Consider the following 15713-nt stretch of genomic DNA (forward strand, 5'->3'; position numbering starts at 1 on the left):
AAAACCGGCAGGGATTAACGTTTGCAACGGCAGGAGTCTATTTTGAAAAATTTTAGAATAATACAGTGCAACTCGCTAACGCTTATGACGCTGGACCTGGTATCCAGTACGCTAATCATTCATCATCTCAGCATCAGCGTGCCGCTTTCAAACGTTCAGCGCAGGCTGGCTATCTGCCTGATGAACTTTGTGTTTGACCGTCAGGAGATCCTCAATTTTATTAATCACGATAATCTCCTGGATGAGAGAGATATGGATGCAGAGGATATATTCAGCGATTTTTCTCAGGCGATGGCGGCACATGGCGTTCCGGAGAATTTTATCAATCCGCAGGATGAGAAAGGCAACTATTTTAACTTCGAATTTTTACACGATATCGATGCAAATGCGCGCATAACCTTTCATCATTCAACGGATAAGGCAGTGCTTCTGGCGCAGTTTGATGATTGACGCATTTATGCAGCATCAGCAATGGTTATCTTTTGATTATATTGCCATCATGCTCCCTGTTACTGCCTCTGCCATACTATTACTCTGTTAGCTACCTGGTCGATTGTTATTATGAAAGGCTTGTTAAGCCTGATATTTCCCGGTCTGATTTTCTGTTGCAGCAGTGCGCAGGCTATGTGCTGGCACCAGGCAGCCGAAAAATACCGCATTGAACCTGCACTGCTCAAAGCGATTGCGCAGGTTGAGTCAGGCATGAAGACAAATGCTGTGAATATCAATGCTAATGGCTCATACGATATAGGCCTGATGCAGATCAACAGCATCCATCTGCCCGAACTCAAAAAAAAGGGAATATCAGAAGAGGCATTACTGACTGATGCCTGCCTGTCAGTCATGACGGGTGCCTCTATTTTACAACATATGATCAATAAATATGGTTATACCTGGGAGGCCGTCGGCGCATATAACGCTGGAACCTCAGCCAAAAGACGCCTGCTCAGATTCCGATATGCCTATAAAGTCTGGCAAGCCTATGAAGAGAATATGAGGTGAAATATGAACAGAATGTCACAGCACTCTTCCGAAGCGTTTAATGATAACTCCGGCGTCTCATACTTTTCAGGTCAGATTATTCATGCAACCGGCCCGTGTCTTTTCTGGATGGTGCAGGCCTCGACACAGCCTGCTGCTTTGCAGATCAAACCTGGTCATGCCGATGCGGAAAAATTTTATTTTAATCAGGATTATCCCATAATTTTTTATGCGATAAATTGCAGCATTACGGTTTTATCCGGCACGGTGTTTGTGCGGGATCTTCATTTCAGAAAGTTCAGTAAACTCCAGGCGTTTATCGATGCAGCGAGCATGCTGAAAACGCAAAAAAATCATGCTGAAATCTGCTATGGCGTAAAACAGCTGGATAATAAGGCGACATTTAACAGCCGTACATTTGAGAGCTGGTATCTGTATCAAAATACTTATCACCCCGAGAGCATTAGCTGTATTGCGAACCTGTTTCGTTATCACGAGAGTTACCGGCTGGTAAATTATTTACTGAATCAGCAGGGTTCGCATAAGACGCTGATCGAGTTAGGCAATAAATATGGCTTATCAACGGCGCATTTCAGACGCCTGTCGCGTGCTGCTCTGGGTCAGGCCGTAAAAGTTGAAATGTCTAACTGGCGCATGATTCGCGCAGTGCTGGATATGATTGACAGCGAAACAAACATTACCATGGTTGCCTTTAACCACGGTTACTCTTCGCTTTCTCACTTCTCCAGCGCAGTAAAACATACGTTTAACAAGCCGCCAAAAGAGTTAATCAAGATCATCAAAAATGGATCATAAAATGAAATCTCCGTTATTCAGCAGGAGTATGCTTTTCATGCTGCTGCTGCCGCTCTCCTGCACAATTGCAGCAGAGACTTATTCCGGGCAGACGGCAACGTCCAGTGAAAAATATGTTTCTAATAAAGATAATGCGCGGGCTTTCTTTGAAACGCTCTCGACCCGGTTAAAAAAGCCGGTTGTGCTCTCTGCGCTGGCATCAAAAAAGCGTATTACCGGCAGCTTTGATCTCGCGAATCCCCTTGAGCTACTTAAATCGCTTACTGCTCAGCTGGGGCTGGTGTGGTATCAGGATGGCCAGACGTTCTATATCTACGACGCCAGTGAAATTAAAAATGTCGTCATCACCTTAAAATCGATCAACGTAAATGAATTTAAAAATTTCCTGATTGAGTCTTCGCTTTACGACCGCCGTTTCCCGTTACAGACCAGACAAGGCACCCGGACATTTTATGTTTCCGGGCCGCCGGTTTACCTCGATATCATTGCAAAAGCTGCCGCACAGATGGATATGAAAGAAGTCCCCGGCGGCAATATGTCGGGCATGGCCATCATTCCCCTGCGCCACAGCTTTTCTGAAGATCGCACCTTTAAATATCGCGATCAAACGCTAATTATCCCCGGCATGGCCAGCGTCATACGTGCCCTTATCAGCAATGACAGCAGCACCGTACCGCAACTGCTCAGCACGCGCGCGTCAGCGCCCGGCGCGCCTCCTGCGACAGAACCTGGCGCAGGAGCGCGTGTTATGCCGCCTTTTCCAGGTGAGCTGACCGCCTCCGCTTCCCTCCCCGCGTCGGCCACTGCATCGCGTCAGTTTCAGGTTGTCTCAAATCCCGATACCAACAGCGTACTGGTTAAAGGAGCGCCCGAGCTGGTTGAACATGTCAGGCAGGTAGTGAATGCGCTGGATAAGCCTAAACGCCATGTCGAAATGTCTGTCTGGATCATCGATATCCAGAAAGAGCAGCTGGATCAGCTGGGCGTCAGATGGAGCGGTTCGCTTTCCATGGGCAACAGTTTTGGCGCCAGTTTTAATGGCGGCATCTCCAGCACCGTAGATGGTGCCAGTTTTGTGGCGCGCATCATGGCACTCTCGCAAAACAAAAAAGCGAACATTGTTTCGCGCCCGATGATCCTGACGCAGGAAAATGTGCCCGCTATTTTTGATAACAACCGCACCTTCTACACCAAAGTGGTGGGCGAGCGGACCGCAGAGCTGCAGCACGTTACCTACGGAACCTCGCTCAGCGTATTACCGCGTTTCTCCGGCACAAATGAAATTGAAATGATGCTGAATGTCGAAGATGGCAATCAGTATCGCGAGCAGGACAGCGAAATGCTGCCCGAGGTGGGACGCACTAATATCAGCACCATCGCCCGTGTGCCGGTGGGCAAAAGTCTGGTGATCGGCGGCTATACCCGCGATGAGCAGTCGGCGGAAAAAGAGGGGATCCCGGTGCTGCAGCATATCCCCCTTATTGGCAATCTGATGAAGTACAGCACCAGTAAAAACGCCAACCTGGTACGCATCTTCCTTATCCAGCCGCGGGAAGTAGATGGCGCGCAAAATGACAATGCGCTGCTTGCCAAAGCGCGGCAAAAAGGCGATACCGGCGAACTCACTGACTGGATGAACAATTTTCTGGATAACAGATGAGTACCGATCAGCTCAGTATCGCCGCGCAGTCCGCTACCGCGTCTCTCAACCCCGCGCGTCGCTCTTCGCAAGGTGCCTTACTGGGCGCCTCGCTGCGCGGCGTGGAGAATAATGCCACCTCTGCCGAGGCTAAAGAGTCACAGGATGTCCTGGCGACGCTCGATAGCGTCTATGAGTCACTGGATGAAGCCACTGCCGCGGTTAATCGTTACCGGCAGCTGCGCAGTCGCGGCAGCCAGGAAGACGCTGCAGCCGTAATGCAGGACGCCAGTTCCGGCGATGAAGAAGAAGAGCACGTCAGCCGGATCGATCAGATATTTAAAATTCTTAATACGGATGCCCGCAGCAGCGCCCGCTCTTTACTGCAGCAGATGCGCATGCTGTTTCCGGACCCCAGCGATCTGGTCATGGTTCTGCGCCAGATGCTGCACAACAGCCAGCTCTCCCGCGCCCGAAGAAAAAGGCTGGAGGAGACGCTGGAGCTGGCGGAAGAAGAAGCAGATGAAAAACAGCTTAAGGCCGGTATCAACGTTGCGCTTAAAGCGAAAATGTTCGGAAAAAAACTCGCGCTTTCGCCTGCCATCATTCGTCAGGCGTATCGCGACTTTCTGGAGAGCGACGCCGATGAACTGATGCTCTATCAGTCGTGGGTAGCGCTGTTTGGTGCGGCTAAACGCGAGCTGATCGTGGATTTTATGGAAGCCGCCCTGACAGCCGATATGGACGCCAGCGAGCCGAGCTGTAAAAGCGATGAGTTCAGAATGCTGCTGGGCAAGCTGGTGCAGCTTAAGCATATCCGCTCAGCGGACAGTCAGTTTATGCGGCGCTTTCTCTCCGGCAGCGCGGTGAAACAACTCGGTCACAGCGAAGAGCGCTGGCTCTTTTTCCTGTTCACCATCATGCGCACGCCGGATCTTCTCCGTCTGGCATTTCTCGATGCCGCAGGCGACGCATTTTCTGCATTAACGCCGCGCCAGCAGTCAGAAACGCTGAGCTGGCTGCGCAGCTGCCTGGCGATGTTTGCACACGCCTGTTACCACAGCGCGGAACACCGTTCACTGCTTATCGACCGGCTGTCGGAGTTAAGCACGTCGTTTTATCAAACTGAGATCAACAGCGAAGGCCACCCTTAATTCTGGCGACCATCTTATGAGCGTATTTAACCACATTAAAAAACATCCCGAGCTGTTCATTCTGCTGCTGGTGATCACCATTATTACTATGCTGATTATTCCGCTGCCGACAGCGCTGGTCGACTTTCTTATCGGGCTGAATATTATTATCTCTGCCCTGGTTTTCCTCTCCTCTTTCTATATCGACCGCATTCTAAACTTCTCCTCCTTTCCGGCCGTTTTGCTGATCACTACGCTTTTTCGTCTGGCGCTATCAATCAGCACCAGCCGTCTGATCCTCAATGACGCCGACGCTGGTGAAATCATCGCCACCTTCGGGCTGTTTGTTATTGGTGACAATCTGATCGTCGGCTTTGTGATCTTTTCAATTGTCACCATCGTGCAGTTCCTGGTGATCACCAAAGGGGCAGAGCGTGTCGCCGAAGTGGCAGCCCGCTTTTCACTGGATGGTATGCCCGGAAAGCAGATGAGTATCGATGCGGATCTGCGCAACGGGTCGATTGATAATGACGAAGCCTCACTGCGGCGTACCGTGCTGGAGAAAGAGAGCCAGCTCTACGGCTCATTTGACGGCGCGATGAAGTTTATTAAAGGTGACGCCATTGCCGGCATCATCGTCATTTTTATCAACTTTATCGGTGGTATTGCGGTAGGCGTCAGTCAGCTGGGCATGGATATGTCAACGGCGCTCTCTACGTTCACGATGCTCACTATCGGTGATGGCCTGGTGGCGCAGATCCCGTCGCTGCTGATCGCTATCAGCGCCGGCTTCATTGTGACCCGCGTCAGTGGCGAAGGAAACAATATGGGCGTCACCATGATGACGCAGCTGCTGCATAACCCATATGTCCTCGCCATTTCTACCCTGCTGGCATTATTGATCGGCCTGACGCCGGGCTTTCCGTTACCAATCTTTATTCTGCTCGCCCTGATTCCCGGCGGGCTGTTTTTGCATAAACATCTGCAGACGCGCAAGCAGCAGAAAAGCACGCCGGCCAGCGCCAATGAGACTTATCTCCACCCGTCAGAGGTGCGGCAGCCCGACTTTTCAGCGGATACGCAGCTGGGCCTGATTGAAAATCTCGATGAAATCACGCCGGTCACCGTGCCGATTATTCTGCTGGTCAGCCCGGACTTTTACACGCTGCTGGAAAAAGTAAATGCCTCTGAGCGCTTCCGAAGCCAGTTTTTTATGGATTACGGCATTCATCTGCCGCATATCGTGATCAGAAAAACCGAGGGCGGAAATCCGGTTAAAGTCAGCCTGCTGATCAATGAAATCCACGCTGATGAGTATTCCATTCATTTTGATAAGGTTGTAATCATCAATGGCTCAGCCGAGCTTGATACGCTGGGCATCCATTACATCAAAGATTACAACACGCTCTGGACGCCGCCCGAAAACCGGGAAGAGCTGACCGGGCTGGGATTTCTTACCCGTACCGCGGTTGACGAGATCTATTTTTCGCTGACGCAAAGCCTGCTGCTGAACGTGAATGAGTATTTCGGGGTACAGGAAACCAAAGCCCATATCGACAAGCTCGAAAGCAGCTTCCCGGACCTGGTTAAAGAGGTCACGCGCCACCTGACGATACAGCGCATTTCAGAAGTCATGCAGCGCTTACTCGGTGAAAAGATCTCTGTCAGAAACACCAAGCTCATCATGGAATCCCTGGCGGTCTGGGGCGCCAGGGAAAAAGACGTCATCATGCTGGTGGAGCACATACGCGGTGCCCTTGCCCGCTACATCAGCCATAAGTTTGCCACGGTTAACACTATCCGGGCGGTGCTGTTATCCAGCGAGATTGAAGACACCATCCGGCAAAATATTCGCACCACATCGGGTGGGGCGTTTCTCAACCTGGCTCCTGCAGAAGCTGAACTGCTGATGGACACTATTACCGTCGAGCTGCAGCAAATTCTGATGTCGCAAAAGGATTACGTCATTTTGTGCTCGGTTGATATCCGGCGCTTTATGAAGCGTTTCCTGGAAAATCGTTTTCGCAATCTCGAAGTGCTCTCTTTTTCAGAGATAGCAGAAAGTGTCTCACTGGATGTGATTAAAACAATTCAATTAACGGAGTAATAAAAATGAATGACGATTTAGTTGAACTGGTCAGGTCTGCGCTACGCAAAAATGGATGCGATGAGCGTCTGCTGAATAATTTCGATGGCAACTCAACGATCTCTCTGGATTTTGAAGAAGAGAGCAGCCTATTAATCAGTCAGACAGAAGGGTTTGTGGTGCTGTGGACCCAGATACAACCGCACGATCCCTATATTCTGTCGCAGTGCGCCAGCGCGCTGCTGGCTATTGTTATGGCACCCTGCTTTCACGCGGCCACCGGCCATCTGCAGCTCTCTGAAAATGAGGGGATGACCACGCTTGAGTGCTACGTTAAGCCCGCCAGCCTTAATGCAGAAGACTTTTCAGAGGCGCTGGAAGAGTTTTACCGGCAGATGAAAGCCTGCCGTGAGGCGCTGCGGTGATTGCGCGTTCAGATCTGTTGCAGCATATGGCGCATCCCTGCCGCATTACGGCAACGACCCTGGAAGCGCGTCTCACGGATGTCAGTATTGGTGAAGTATGCCACATCTACCGCAGCGCAACGGATCGAACCCTGGTTGCCCGGGCGCAGGTGATGGTGTTTAACAACGATCTCACCATTCTGAGCCTGATCGGCTCACCGCAGGGACTAACGCGGGAGATGGTTATCTGCCCCACCGGACAGCCGTTTACCCTCCTGCTTTCAGATGCGCTGAGAGGCGCGGTTGTGCTGCCGGACGGCTCTGTCTCAGAAACGTTTTCCGGAATCGCCACGCCGGGCGCAGCGCAACGGCGCGACGTTGAATCGCCGCCGCCGGGCTATCAGGAACGCAAAGGTATCGATGCGCGCTTCAGCACCGGCGTTCGCGCCATCGACAGCATGCTGCCCTGCGGGGTCGGGCAGCGCATCGGTATTTTTTCTGCAGCCGGCTGCGGAAAAACCACCCTGATGCATATGCTGCTCGAGAATGCTGACGCCGATATCTGCGTAGTGGCGCTGGTGGGCGAACGCGGCAGAGAGGTCACTGAATTTATCGATGCGGTCCGTACCTCACCGCACCGCAACAAGTGCACCATCGTCTATGCCAGCTCCGATTTCTGCGCCACCGACCGGGTAAACGCCGCGCACGTTGCGATGACCATCGCGGAATATTTTCGCGATCGCGGAATGAAGGTGTTGCTGTTTCTTGACTCCGTCACCCGCTATGCACGCGCACTGCGCGACGTTGCGCTGTCGGCCGGACAGCTGCCGGCGCGGCGCGGATTTCCGGCCTCGGTCTTTGCCCGTCTCCCCGAGCTGCTGGAGCGCCCCGGTGCCACACAGAAAGGCAGTATCACGGCTTTTTTCACCGTGCTGCTGGAAACGGAGGATGAAGCTGACCCGGTGGCCGAAGAGGTCCGCTCGATACTCGATGGTCATATTTATCTCAGCCGTAAACTGGCCCGCAAAAATCACTACCCGGCAATCGATGTGCTGAACAGCGTCAGCCGCGTGACCACGCGCGTTGCCTCGGGCGAGCATCAGGCGCTCGCTACCCGCCTGCGGGATCTGCTCGCCCGGCTTGAAGAGCTGGACACGCTGATTATGTTCGGCGAATACCGGCCTGGCGAAAACCCGGAAAACGATCGGCTCTTCGCCTGCAAAGCACGTGTCAGTGAGTTTCTGCGTCAGGCTCATGATGAACAGACGTCAGAAGAAACTCTGCTGCGGGATATGAAAGAGATTGTTAACAGCGCTCCGTAGTGTTCTCAGGTTATATGAGAAAAAGATCAACAACAGTCAGGCCAGAATAGCCACCCTGCAATCATCTGTTGCCGCTTATCAGCACTCCATCGCTGCCCTGGAACAGGATAAAGCCCTGTTTGAATTAAACCTGCGCGCCCTCGCCCGCAGCGGCAGCATGAATATTGAAACGCTCAGAGAGATGCGCAGCACCATGGGCCGGGTGCGCCGCAGAATTGCCGATGTTTCAATCAGGATTAACGACGCACAGGCTGAAATAATGTTGCTGGAGAAAAAGCTGGAAACGGCCCGTGCGGAAAGAGCGGCACTGAATAAAAAGAAAGAGAAATATCTGATGCGCATTGCAGACCAATCATTTAAACAGCGCAACGCTGCCCTGTCTGCTGCTGATAATGAAACAGAGGAAATGAGTTATGGAAGTACCGAATGTGGCAACCGCGAGCGATAAAGCAGCAGGGAATGAGCCGCCGCGTGAAAATAAAGAAGAAAGCACGCTTGATGAAAAAATGAAAGAGACGCTGGATTCTCCCGCCGGTCAGACAATAAAACCTGAAATAGCACTGGTGATGCCGCAGCCGTTATTTAAACCGCTGCCGCTGAAATTAGCGCAGCAGCTGCCATCATCGGTTCAGGTTACCGGTGTGGCAAAGAAAGCGGCAGCAACCAAAGAGGTATCAGCCAAAGAAGCTAAGCCGCTTCTGAATCCGGAGAAAGAGCATCAGGCCTTCGCTGCTTATTCGCAGAAAGCCCCCGCTGAGAATGCCTTTATGCAAAACGCTCCGGCAGCGGCTGAAGCGGGCAAATCACCTCCGCTGGCAGATACCTCATCGCGGCTGGCCGCCATCAACATGGCGACGCTGCATATGTCATCAGCATCTGCCGCCTCTGCTGCCGGCAGCGATACGCAGACCCTGCACTATGTCTTTCAGCACGGTGAAGGAAAACATGCTGTCAATATTCAGACCACGGGCGTCGGAGAGCAGCGCACCCTCTTTATGCAACCCTCCAGTGCGCACCTTGGCCAGCAGCTGCGAACCGAACTGGCGCTTAATCCGGTAGAGGGCCATACGGTCTTTAAAGAGGCGCATGAAGATTCGCAGCATAAAAGGCAGTATCAGCAGCGAGATGACGAAGAGAGTGATGCATGAATTTTCCGCCGCTTCGTAAACTGACCGCGCAGCAGCGCTATCACGATCGCGTGGTCACCTACTGGCAGCAGCAGGGAGTGAAGCTGCACGACTCCGCGCCCGCGCCAGATGCGGTGCTGATGCAGAGCACGCTTCATGACGGCACAAAAGTCAGTTTTGACCTGCGCCACTGGCTGGAGCAGGCGCTGCCGGAAGTCAGCCAGCTGCGCATTGACTGCCTGGATGCCGCCACGGTAACCAGCTACTTCACCTATGCCCGTCCTGAACTCGCTCTTACGCTGCCGGGACTCAGCGAAACGCTGTCCGGTTTCACCGCCTGTCCTGCGCCGCTGTGTTATGCGCTGGCGGTGGAGCTTGACGGGTTCTGTTACTGGTTTGATCGGATGCCCTCTGGCTGCGCACCGGCTGATTCGCAGCCACCTTTTCTCCCTCCGTCAGGCCTTGCTGCCCTGCCTTTTACGCTGCGCTTTACGCTGGGTGAGAGCCAGCTCAGTGCGCGCTATCTCCGGCGCCTGAAGACGGGCGATGTTCTTCTGATTAACAATGAGATCAATACCATCATGATCGATGACCACGAGTTTTCCCGCTATCTGCACACAGAAGAGGGTTTTACACTGCCGGAAGATGATGCAGCAGAACCTTCAGAGGAGGCGCCCCCTTCCGCCACCTTTAGCGCCCGGAAGACCGGCGCTGGCGCGGTGCCGGTCACGCTGCACTTTGTGGTGCATGAAACGACCTTAACCCTGGATGAACTGATGGCGCTGCAGCCGGGCCAGCTCTTCACCTTTGCGGATGACAGGCAGCAACAGGTGGATATTTACGCCAACAGCGTAGCGATCGCCACCGGCGAACTGATTATGATCGACGACAGGCTGGGTGTGGAAATCACCTCCGTTAAATAATATGAACGATAATGATATCTGGCTGATTGCCATACTGGCCATCTCTTCTCTGGCCCCGTTTTTAATCGCCTGCGGAACCTGTTATATCAAGTTCTCAATTGTTTTTATTATGGTGCGTAATGCCATTGGCCTGCAGCAGATCCCGTCAAATATGACGCTGAACGGCATTGCATTAGTCCTTGCCGCGTTCGTAATGACGCCGGTGCTGAAAGGCGGATATGACTATTACATTGAGAATAATATTGACCTGCGCGACCGGCAGTCCACTGAAACATTTCTGGAAAAAGGGTTTACCGGATACAAAGAGTACCTGATTAAATATACCGATAAAGACCTGGCGCAGTGGTTTGATAACGCGCGCAGCAATATCTCTGCCGAAGAGCGGGCGGATATCGACGAGGAAGAGCGCGACGTATCGATTCTGGCACTGCTGCCGGCATATGCGCTCACAGAAATAAAAGAAGCGTTCAAAATTGGTTTCTATATTTATCTGCCGTTTGTCGTTATTGACCTGCTGGTTTCCAGCGTATTACTGACGCTGGGCATGATGATGATGAGTCCGATAACCATATCCGTGCCGATTAAATTGCTGCTGTTCGTCGTCATTGACGGATGGAGCATCATTTCAAAAGGGCTTATTGAACAGTATCTGTTTATAGCGACCTGAGCCAAATAAGATGAATGAAATAGTTTTCGCCGGTAATAAAGCTATTTATCTGGTGCTGGTACTCTCTGCGGTGCCGGTTATTGTCGCCACGGTCATTGGTCTGGCAATTGGCCTTATTCAGACCGTTACCCAGCTGCAGGAGCAGACGCTGCCTTTTGGCCTCAAGCTGCTGGGGGTCTGCCTGACGCTGTTTATTATTTCCGGCTGGCTGGGCGAATCACTGATCGCCTTCACCCGTGAAGTCTACGCGATGGCGCTGACGCGATGAACGTGATGCCGCTGTTCGACGCTGTTCATATGGGGCTCTACTCCACTGCGCTCGCCTCTGCCCGGCTCTTTCCCGCTTTTATCCTGCTGCCGTGGCTCAACAGCAGCGTGGTACCGGGCGTAATCAAATTCCCGCTGGTGCTGCTACTCGGATCGGCACTGTGGCCCTTTCCCGGCGAGGCAATCTATCAGCTGCATGAAGCCTATCTGCTGCTGCTCATCTTTAAAGAAGTGGTCATCGGCCTGATCCTCGCCATATTTCTCTGCTTTCCGTTCTGGGTAATGCACGCCGCCGGCAGCCTGATCGATAACCAGCGCGGCGCGACGCTCAGCAGCACTATCAGCCCGATGTCCGGCGTCGATACCTCCGAGCTGGCCAACCTGTTTAACCTGCTCGCGGTGGCGCTGATTCTGCAGGCGGGCGGCGCGCTGACCTTTGTGCAGGTGATGCATAACAGCTATCAGCTGCTGCCGCCGCTTGAAACTCAGCTGCCGTTCCTCAGCGATATCCTGCGCTTTACCGGGACCACGCTGCTTAACGCGGTAAGAATCGCGGCGCCGGTGATCACCGTTTTCCTCGTAACAGAAGTGATCCTGGGCCTGCTGTCGCGCTATGCGCCGCAGATGAACGCCTTCTCGCTGGCGCTGGTGCTGAAAAGCTTTATCGGCTTTTTAATCCTGCTGATCTATCTCGGTCCGACGCTCTCCTCCGATCTGCTGCGGATTGAAAAGCTGTTTTTGCGCCCCTTCTTCTGAGCTGTGTATGTCAACGTCTAAAACAGAAAAACCCACGCCAAAAAAGATCCGCGACGCGGCCAAAAAAGGGCAGATCTTTCGCGCCAAAGATCTGCTCACCAGCTGCCTGCTGCTGGTGGGGATTGAAATTCTTCTGCGGGGGTTTTCACTCAAGCCGCTGCGGGACGTGCTGGGGGCGATCGTCTCCCGCCACTACACGCTGAACGCGGAATCCTATCTCTGGGGCGTGGTGGTTGCCGGCCTGAAAATTCTGCTGCCTTTTCTGCTGCTCTGCCTGGCCTGCTGCGTAATAACCGGGCTGATGCAGTCCGGCATGAAGATGGCCACCAAAGCGCTGAAAATCGATTTTACCGCCGTTAACCCGGTTAAAGGGCTGAAGAAAATCTTCAGCCTGCGCACCGTAAAAGAGTTTGTTAAAGCGCTGCTCTATCTCTCCGCCTTTTTTATTGCCGCCTGGCTCTTCTGGAGCATGAATAAGAGCCTGCTCTTCAGCCTGACGCATGCGGAGCCGGTCAATATCTTCACGCTCTGGGGCACGCTGCTGCACAGCTTTGTGATACTGATGGTCGCCGTCATTATCGTGATTGTGCTTCTGGATGCCGTCTGCGAATTCTTTCTCTGGCAGAAAGAACTCAAAATGGACAAAAAAGAGGTTGAGCGCGAGAACAAAGAGCTTAACGGCAACCCGGAAATCAAAAGCAGACGCAAAGAGATCCACCGCGAGATCCTCTCTGACGAAACGCGCACCAACATCAAAAAATCAAACGTGGTGATCGTCAACCCGACCCATATCGCTATCTGTATCTACGTCAATAAAGCCATCACGCCCATTCCTTTTATCTCGGAGATGGAGAAAGGTGCCAAAGCGCTGGCTATCCGGCGCTACGCCCGCAAACACAATGTGCCGGTGGTGGAGGATATTCCGCTGGCGCGCGCCCTGTTCCGCTCACACAAAAAGCACACCTTTATTAACGCGCAGCAGCTCGCAGCCGTGATGGACATTCTGCTCTGGCTGGAAGGCATTGACGCACGCTGGCAGGCGATCGCCGCGGCGGAGAACAGCAATGCGCCCGAGGATTCCGCACCACATAACAGCTCCCCGCCGTCCGGTTAAACCGATCGCTTTGAGCGTTCTGTTAGAGCCTGCGCCAGCACGCTTTTGATTCAATAACACACGCCAGAGATGGCTCAGGAAACATGATGAAAGATGACAACAAGCCGGTAACTGAAGAAGAAGTGGTGGGTATGTTGATGCAGTACGCCGCTGAAGGCGTATCGCTCAAGGACATTCAGGGCATCTCTGAAGAGGCGATGGAGGGGATGTACGCTCACGCATACCACTTTTATCGTCAGGGCAAGCTGGATGAGGCGGAACGCTACTTCAGCATGCTCTGCATGTATGACCTCAACAACCCCGATTTCTTCACCGGGCTGGCGGCCGTTCATCAGCTCAGGGGCAATTACCAGAAAGCATGCGATATCTATGCGCTCGCTTACATCATGGCGGACAACGACCTGGCCCCCATGTTCTACAGCGGCCAGTGTCAGCTGATGCAGGGCAACGCGTTAAAAGCGCTGCAGTGCTTCCGGCTGGTCATTAAGGAGAGCACTGACCTGAAGCTGAAGAAAAAAAGCCAGGTGTATGTCGACACCATTCTAAAAAACCGGCCGGAGCTGCAGAAAAGCGCGGAAGAAAAACAACATAACCAGGAGCAGAACAACGATGAGTAGTGCAGGCATCATTCAGGATAGCGTCGTAAGGAACCGGTCTTCCTCACGAATCACCGCAGAGAGAATGAATGAGGATGGAAAAAAAGTCGCCAACCGCTTTGCCGGCCTGACGGTGAACAAAACGGTTTCAGAAAAAATAGCGCTGGAAGCCATGGCTAAAATGGCGGGCATGGATGAGAACACCAACGATCAAATTTTTGATCTGAATGCGCCAATGTTGCGCCCTGCCAGTGAAAAAGCGCGTCTGACAAAAGATGCGCGGCTGCTGGCGCTTCTGGCGGAGTTTAATCAGAACAACGCCAGCAACAGTGACGCCTCACTGGTCACAAAGCTCTCCGCCACACTGGCAGGTGCTGAAGCGCGCAAAGCGCGGTTTGAAAATGCTGCAGCTCAGCTTGAAGAAATTAACGCCGAACTAGAAAACGCCCAGAGTGAACTGGATAACGCTATCGGCGATCTGGCCGCGAAACAGCAGCTGCTGGAAGCTGCTCGCGCCAGACTCGCGCAGGCACAAAAATCTCTGCAGCAGCTGAAAGAGGCGGGCGTAGATGAGAGCGATCCGCGCTTTATGGCGGCGGCGGCGGAGGTTGCTGCAGCCGAAGGAGGCGTGACTTCTGCACAAAAAGCCGTAGCCGACGCCACTGCTCGTGCGGATGCTCAGGCTGAGAAAACGCAGGCTCTGGTAGATAAACATGCAGCGACTATAAAGGAGTTGACGCAGGCAGCCACAAACGAGCGCGGCAAAGCAGTGGTGGCCAGCGCCGGGCTTATGGCTGCACAGGAGAAAAGCGAGACTATTTTAAAGCGCATGGTGCTGCTGCTTACCGCGTTAATCAATATCCTCAATGAAGGCAATGCTAAGAAACTGCAAAACGATCTTTCCCTCAATCAGGCACGCGCGGATGGCCTTCGCAAGACAATGCTTAAAAAAGCAGCTGAATATGAAGAGAAACTAAGAAAAGCAGAGGAAGCAGCTAAAAAAACAAGTTGTATTGGAAAAATAGTTGGCGGAATAGTAAGTGCTATTGGTATTGGTCTTGCACTATTTGATGGTGGTACAACCCTGGTTATAGGCTTAACAATCATAGCCGTCACTACAGCCATGGATTATATCAAGGTTAATGGTAAATCTCTGATGGAACACACCATGGGATTTATCATGGAAAAGATCCTATCACCTGTAATGGAACAAATAGGTAAGTTGATATTAAAAATAATGGACACTACGAAAATAACGGCCGCACTACTTAAAAAGTATGGTGAAGAAAAAACTGAACAGATTAAAAACTGGGTTAAAGTTGGTGTTACTGTTGTCGTTACGGCGGCAGCACTTATCGCTGCAATGTTCCTTTCAGGAAAAGCGGCAAAGGTTATTACTGACGGTGCATCAAAGTTAATACAAAAAAGCATTGTACAGAATGTTGTTAAAATGGTTAAAGATCTTATCCCTCAATTTATAAAAAATATTGTTAATGGCATCTCTAAAACAGCAGCGCAAGCTTATAAGTATCTGAATGAGACCATATTTAAAAAATTGCAGCAGCAGGGAAATCGCTATGCAGTAGAAAAAACAGGCCAGGTCATGTTAATGGCGGGAAACGCAGTCAATACAGCCGTTCAGGCAGGTGGCAGCATTCTCAGCGCCAAAGGCTACGCTGATGCACAAAAAATGCTGGCTGCTTCCAGAATTTCAGAAAACCAGCTTGAACAGCTGACTAAAGAACTTGAAGTTTTGTTAGAAAGGCTCACACGTCATGATGATTTTACCAATTCACTACAGAAACAGGCAGGAGCATTGCAGGAACAAAACAACGCTACAGCAAAATACATCGCCCGTAAAACTCGCGTATAAGGAAATATT

Annotated in this window: 17 protein-coding genes; all 17 read left to right on the forward strand. The window is 52.1% G+C overall.

Annotated features, from left to right (window positions below; translation table 11 throughout):
* Window positions 1-42 precede the first annotated feature (42 nt).
* The 17 genes from B4M48_RS16745 (at window position 43) to sctE (ending at window position 15704) form a co-directional block, all read left to right on the forward strand.
* Window positions 43-450, forward strand: coding sequence for a hypothetical protein (locus B4M48_RS16745; protein ID WP_288657331.1), 408 nt, complete (start codon window positions 43-45; stop codon window positions 448-450).
* A 111-nt stretch (window positions 451-561) separates the two neighbouring features.
* Window positions 562-1002, forward strand: coding sequence for a lytic transglycosylase domain-containing protein (locus B4M48_RS16750; protein ID WP_288657333.1), 441 nt, complete (start codon window positions 562-564; stop codon window positions 1000-1002).
* 312 nt (window positions 1003-1314) lie between these two features.
* Window positions 1315-1797, forward strand: coding sequence for a helix-turn-helix domain-containing protein (locus B4M48_RS16755; protein ID WP_288657335.1), 483 nt, complete (start codon window positions 1315-1317; stop codon window positions 1795-1797).
* Between the two features lie 37 nt (window positions 1798-1834).
* Window positions 1835-3457, forward strand: a complete 1623-nt coding sequence (gene sctC / locus B4M48_RS16760; protein ID WP_288657337.1) for a type III secretion system outer membrane ring subunit SctC — start codon at window positions 1835-1837, stop codon at window positions 3455-3457.
* Window positions 3454-4590 carry a type III secretion system gatekeeper subunit SctW gene (gene sctW, locus B4M48_RS16765; RefSeq protein ID WP_288657339.1) on the forward strand — a complete coding sequence of 379 codons (1137 nt, stop codon included), beginning with the start codon at window positions 3454-3456 and terminating at the stop codon, window positions 4588-4590. Before sctC ends, sctW begins: the two co-directional genes overlap by 4 nt.
* 16 nt (window positions 4591-4606) lie before the next feature.
* Window positions 4607-6676: an EscV/YscV/HrcV family type III secretion system export apparatus protein gene (locus B4M48_RS16770; RefSeq protein WP_166714384.1), complete on the forward strand. Its 2070-nt coding sequence runs from the start codon at window positions 4607-4609 to the stop codon at window positions 6674-6676.
* A gap of 5 nt (window positions 6677-6681) precedes the next feature.
* Window positions 6682-7080: a hypothetical protein gene (locus tag B4M48_RS16775; RefSeq protein ID WP_108570334.1), complete on the forward strand. Its 399-nt coding sequence runs from the start codon at window positions 6682-6684 to the stop codon at window positions 7078-7080.
* 26 nt (window positions 7081-7106) lie between these two features.
* The gene (gene sctN / locus B4M48_RS16780; protein ID WP_414692712.1) at window positions 7107-8381 is read left to right on the forward strand and encodes a type III secretion system ATPase SctN; all 1275 of its coding nucleotides are present in this window, start codon (window positions 7107-7109) and stop codon (window positions 8379-8381) included.
* On the forward strand, window positions 8362-8829 hold the full coding sequence (locus B4M48_RS16785) for a hypothetical protein (RefSeq protein WP_150034996.1): 468 nt from the start codon (window positions 8362-8364) through the stop codon (window positions 8827-8829). Before sctN ends, B4M48_RS16785 begins: the two co-directional genes overlap by 20 nt.
* Window positions 8795-9529, forward strand: a complete 735-nt coding sequence (locus B4M48_RS16790) for a hypothetical protein (RefSeq protein ID WP_288657343.1) — start codon at window positions 8795-8797, stop codon at window positions 9527-9529. The genes B4M48_RS16785 and B4M48_RS16790 overlap by 35 nt, the downstream gene beginning before the upstream one ends.
* Window positions 9526-10431 carry a type III secretion system cytoplasmic ring protein SctQ gene (sctQ, locus tag B4M48_RS16795; RefSeq protein WP_288657345.1) on the forward strand — a complete coding sequence of 302 codons (906 nt, stop codon included), beginning with the start codon at window positions 9526-9528 and terminating at the stop codon, window positions 10429-10431. The genes B4M48_RS16790 and sctQ overlap by 4 nt, the downstream gene beginning before the upstream one ends.
* A 1-nt stretch (window position 10432) precedes the next feature.
* A complete protein-coding gene (locus B4M48_RS16800) occupies window positions 10433-11098 on the forward strand; it encodes an EscR/YscR/HrcR family type III secretion system export apparatus protein (protein WP_288657347.1) in 666 nt (221 codons plus the stop codon).
* Window positions 11099-11108: 10 nt separating this feature from the next.
* A complete protein-coding gene (locus tag B4M48_RS16805; RefSeq protein WP_108570242.1) occupies window positions 11109-11366 on the forward strand; it encodes an EscS/YscS/HrcS family type III secretion system export apparatus protein in 258 nt (85 codons plus the stop codon).
* Window positions 11363-12121, forward strand: coding sequence for a type III secretion system export apparatus subunit SctT (sctT, locus tag B4M48_RS16810; protein WP_288657349.1), 759 nt, complete (start codon window positions 11363-11365; stop codon window positions 12119-12121). Before B4M48_RS16805 ends, sctT begins: the two co-directional genes overlap by 4 nt.
* A 7-nt stretch (window positions 12122-12128) precedes the next feature.
* Window positions 12129-13235: an EscU/YscU/HrcU family type III secretion system export apparatus switch protein gene (locus B4M48_RS16815; RefSeq protein WP_288657350.1), complete on the forward strand. Its 1107-nt coding sequence runs from the start codon at window positions 12129-12131 to the stop codon at window positions 13233-13235.
* Between the two features lie 86 nt (window positions 13236-13321).
* A complete protein-coding gene (locus B4M48_RS16820; protein WP_288657352.1) occupies window positions 13322-13852 on the forward strand; it encodes a SycD/LcrH family type III secretion system chaperone in 531 nt (176 codons plus the stop codon).
* 64 nt (window positions 13853-13916) lie between these two features.
* Complete coding sequence (sctE, locus tag B4M48_RS16825; protein ID WP_288657353.1) at window positions 13917-15704, forward strand: type III secretion system translocon subunit SctE; 1788 nt, start codon at window positions 13917-13919, stop codon at window positions 15702-15704.
* The last annotated feature ends 9 nt before the right edge of the window (window positions 15705-15713 follow it).

It is taken from the genome of Pantoea sp. UBA6567, assembly GCF_002434165.1.
Taxonomy (GTDB): Bacteria; Pseudomonadota; Gammaproteobacteria; order Enterobacterales; family Enterobacteriaceae; genus Pantoea; species Pantoea eucrina.

What these genes read in the sequence shown, in the direction of transcription:
- B4M48_RS16750 (WP_288657333.1), top strand. Translation starts at nt 562, where the DNA reads ATGAAAGGCTTGTTAAGCCTGATATTTCCCGGTCTGATTTTCTGTTGC.
- B4M48_RS16755 (WP_288657335.1), top strand. Translation starts at nt 1,315, where the DNA reads ATGCTGAAAACGCAAAAAAATCATGCTGAAATCTGCTATGGCGTAAAA.
- sctC (WP_288657337.1), top strand. Translation starts at nt 1,835, where the DNA reads ATGCTGCTGCTGCCGCTCTCCTGCACAATTGCAGCAGAGACTTATTCC.
- sctW (WP_288657339.1), top strand. Translation starts at nt 3,454, where the DNA reads ATGAGTACCGATCAGCTCAGTATCGCCGCGCAGTCCGCTACCGCGTCT.
- B4M48_RS16770 (WP_166714384.1), top strand. Translation starts at nt 4,607, where the DNA reads ATGAGCGTATTTAACCACATTAAAAAACATCCCGAGCTGTTCATTCTG.
- B4M48_RS16775 (WP_108570334.1), top strand. Translation starts at nt 6,682, where the DNA reads ATGAATGACGATTTAGTTGAACTGGTCAGGTCTGCGCTACGCAAAAAT.
- sctN (WP_414692712.1), top strand. Translation starts at nt 7,107, where the DNA reads ATGGCGCATCCCTGCCGCATTACGGCAACGACCCTGGAAGCGCGTCTC.
- B4M48_RS16790 (WP_288657343.1), top strand. Translation starts at nt 8,795, where the DNA reads ATGGAAGTACCGAATGTGGCAACCGCGAGCGATAAAGCAGCAGGGAAT.
- sctQ (WP_288657345.1), top strand. Translation starts at nt 9,526, where the DNA reads ATGAATTTTCCGCCGCTTCGTAAACTGACCGCGCAGCAGCGCTATCAC.
- B4M48_RS16800 (WP_288657347.1), top strand. Translation starts at nt 10,433, where the DNA reads ATGAACGATAATGATATCTGGCTGATTGCCATACTGGCCATCTCTTCT.
- B4M48_RS16805 (WP_108570242.1), top strand. Translation starts at nt 11,109, where the DNA reads ATGAATGAAATAGTTTTCGCCGGTAATAAAGCTATTTATCTGGTGCTG.
- sctT (WP_288657349.1), top strand. Translation starts at nt 11,363, where the DNA reads ATGAACGTGATGCCGCTGTTCGACGCTGTTCATATGGGGCTCTACTCC.
- B4M48_RS16815 (WP_288657350.1), top strand. Translation starts at nt 12,129, where the DNA reads ATGTCAACGTCTAAAACAGAAAAACCCACGCCAAAAAAGATCCGCGAC.
- B4M48_RS16820 (WP_288657352.1), top strand. Translation starts at nt 13,322, where the DNA reads ATGAAAGATGACAACAAGCCGGTAACTGAAGAAGAAGTGGTGGGTATG.
- sctE (WP_288657353.1), top strand. Translation starts at nt 13,917, where the DNA reads ATGAATGAGGATGGAAAAAAAGTCGCCAACCGCTTTGCCGGCCTGACG.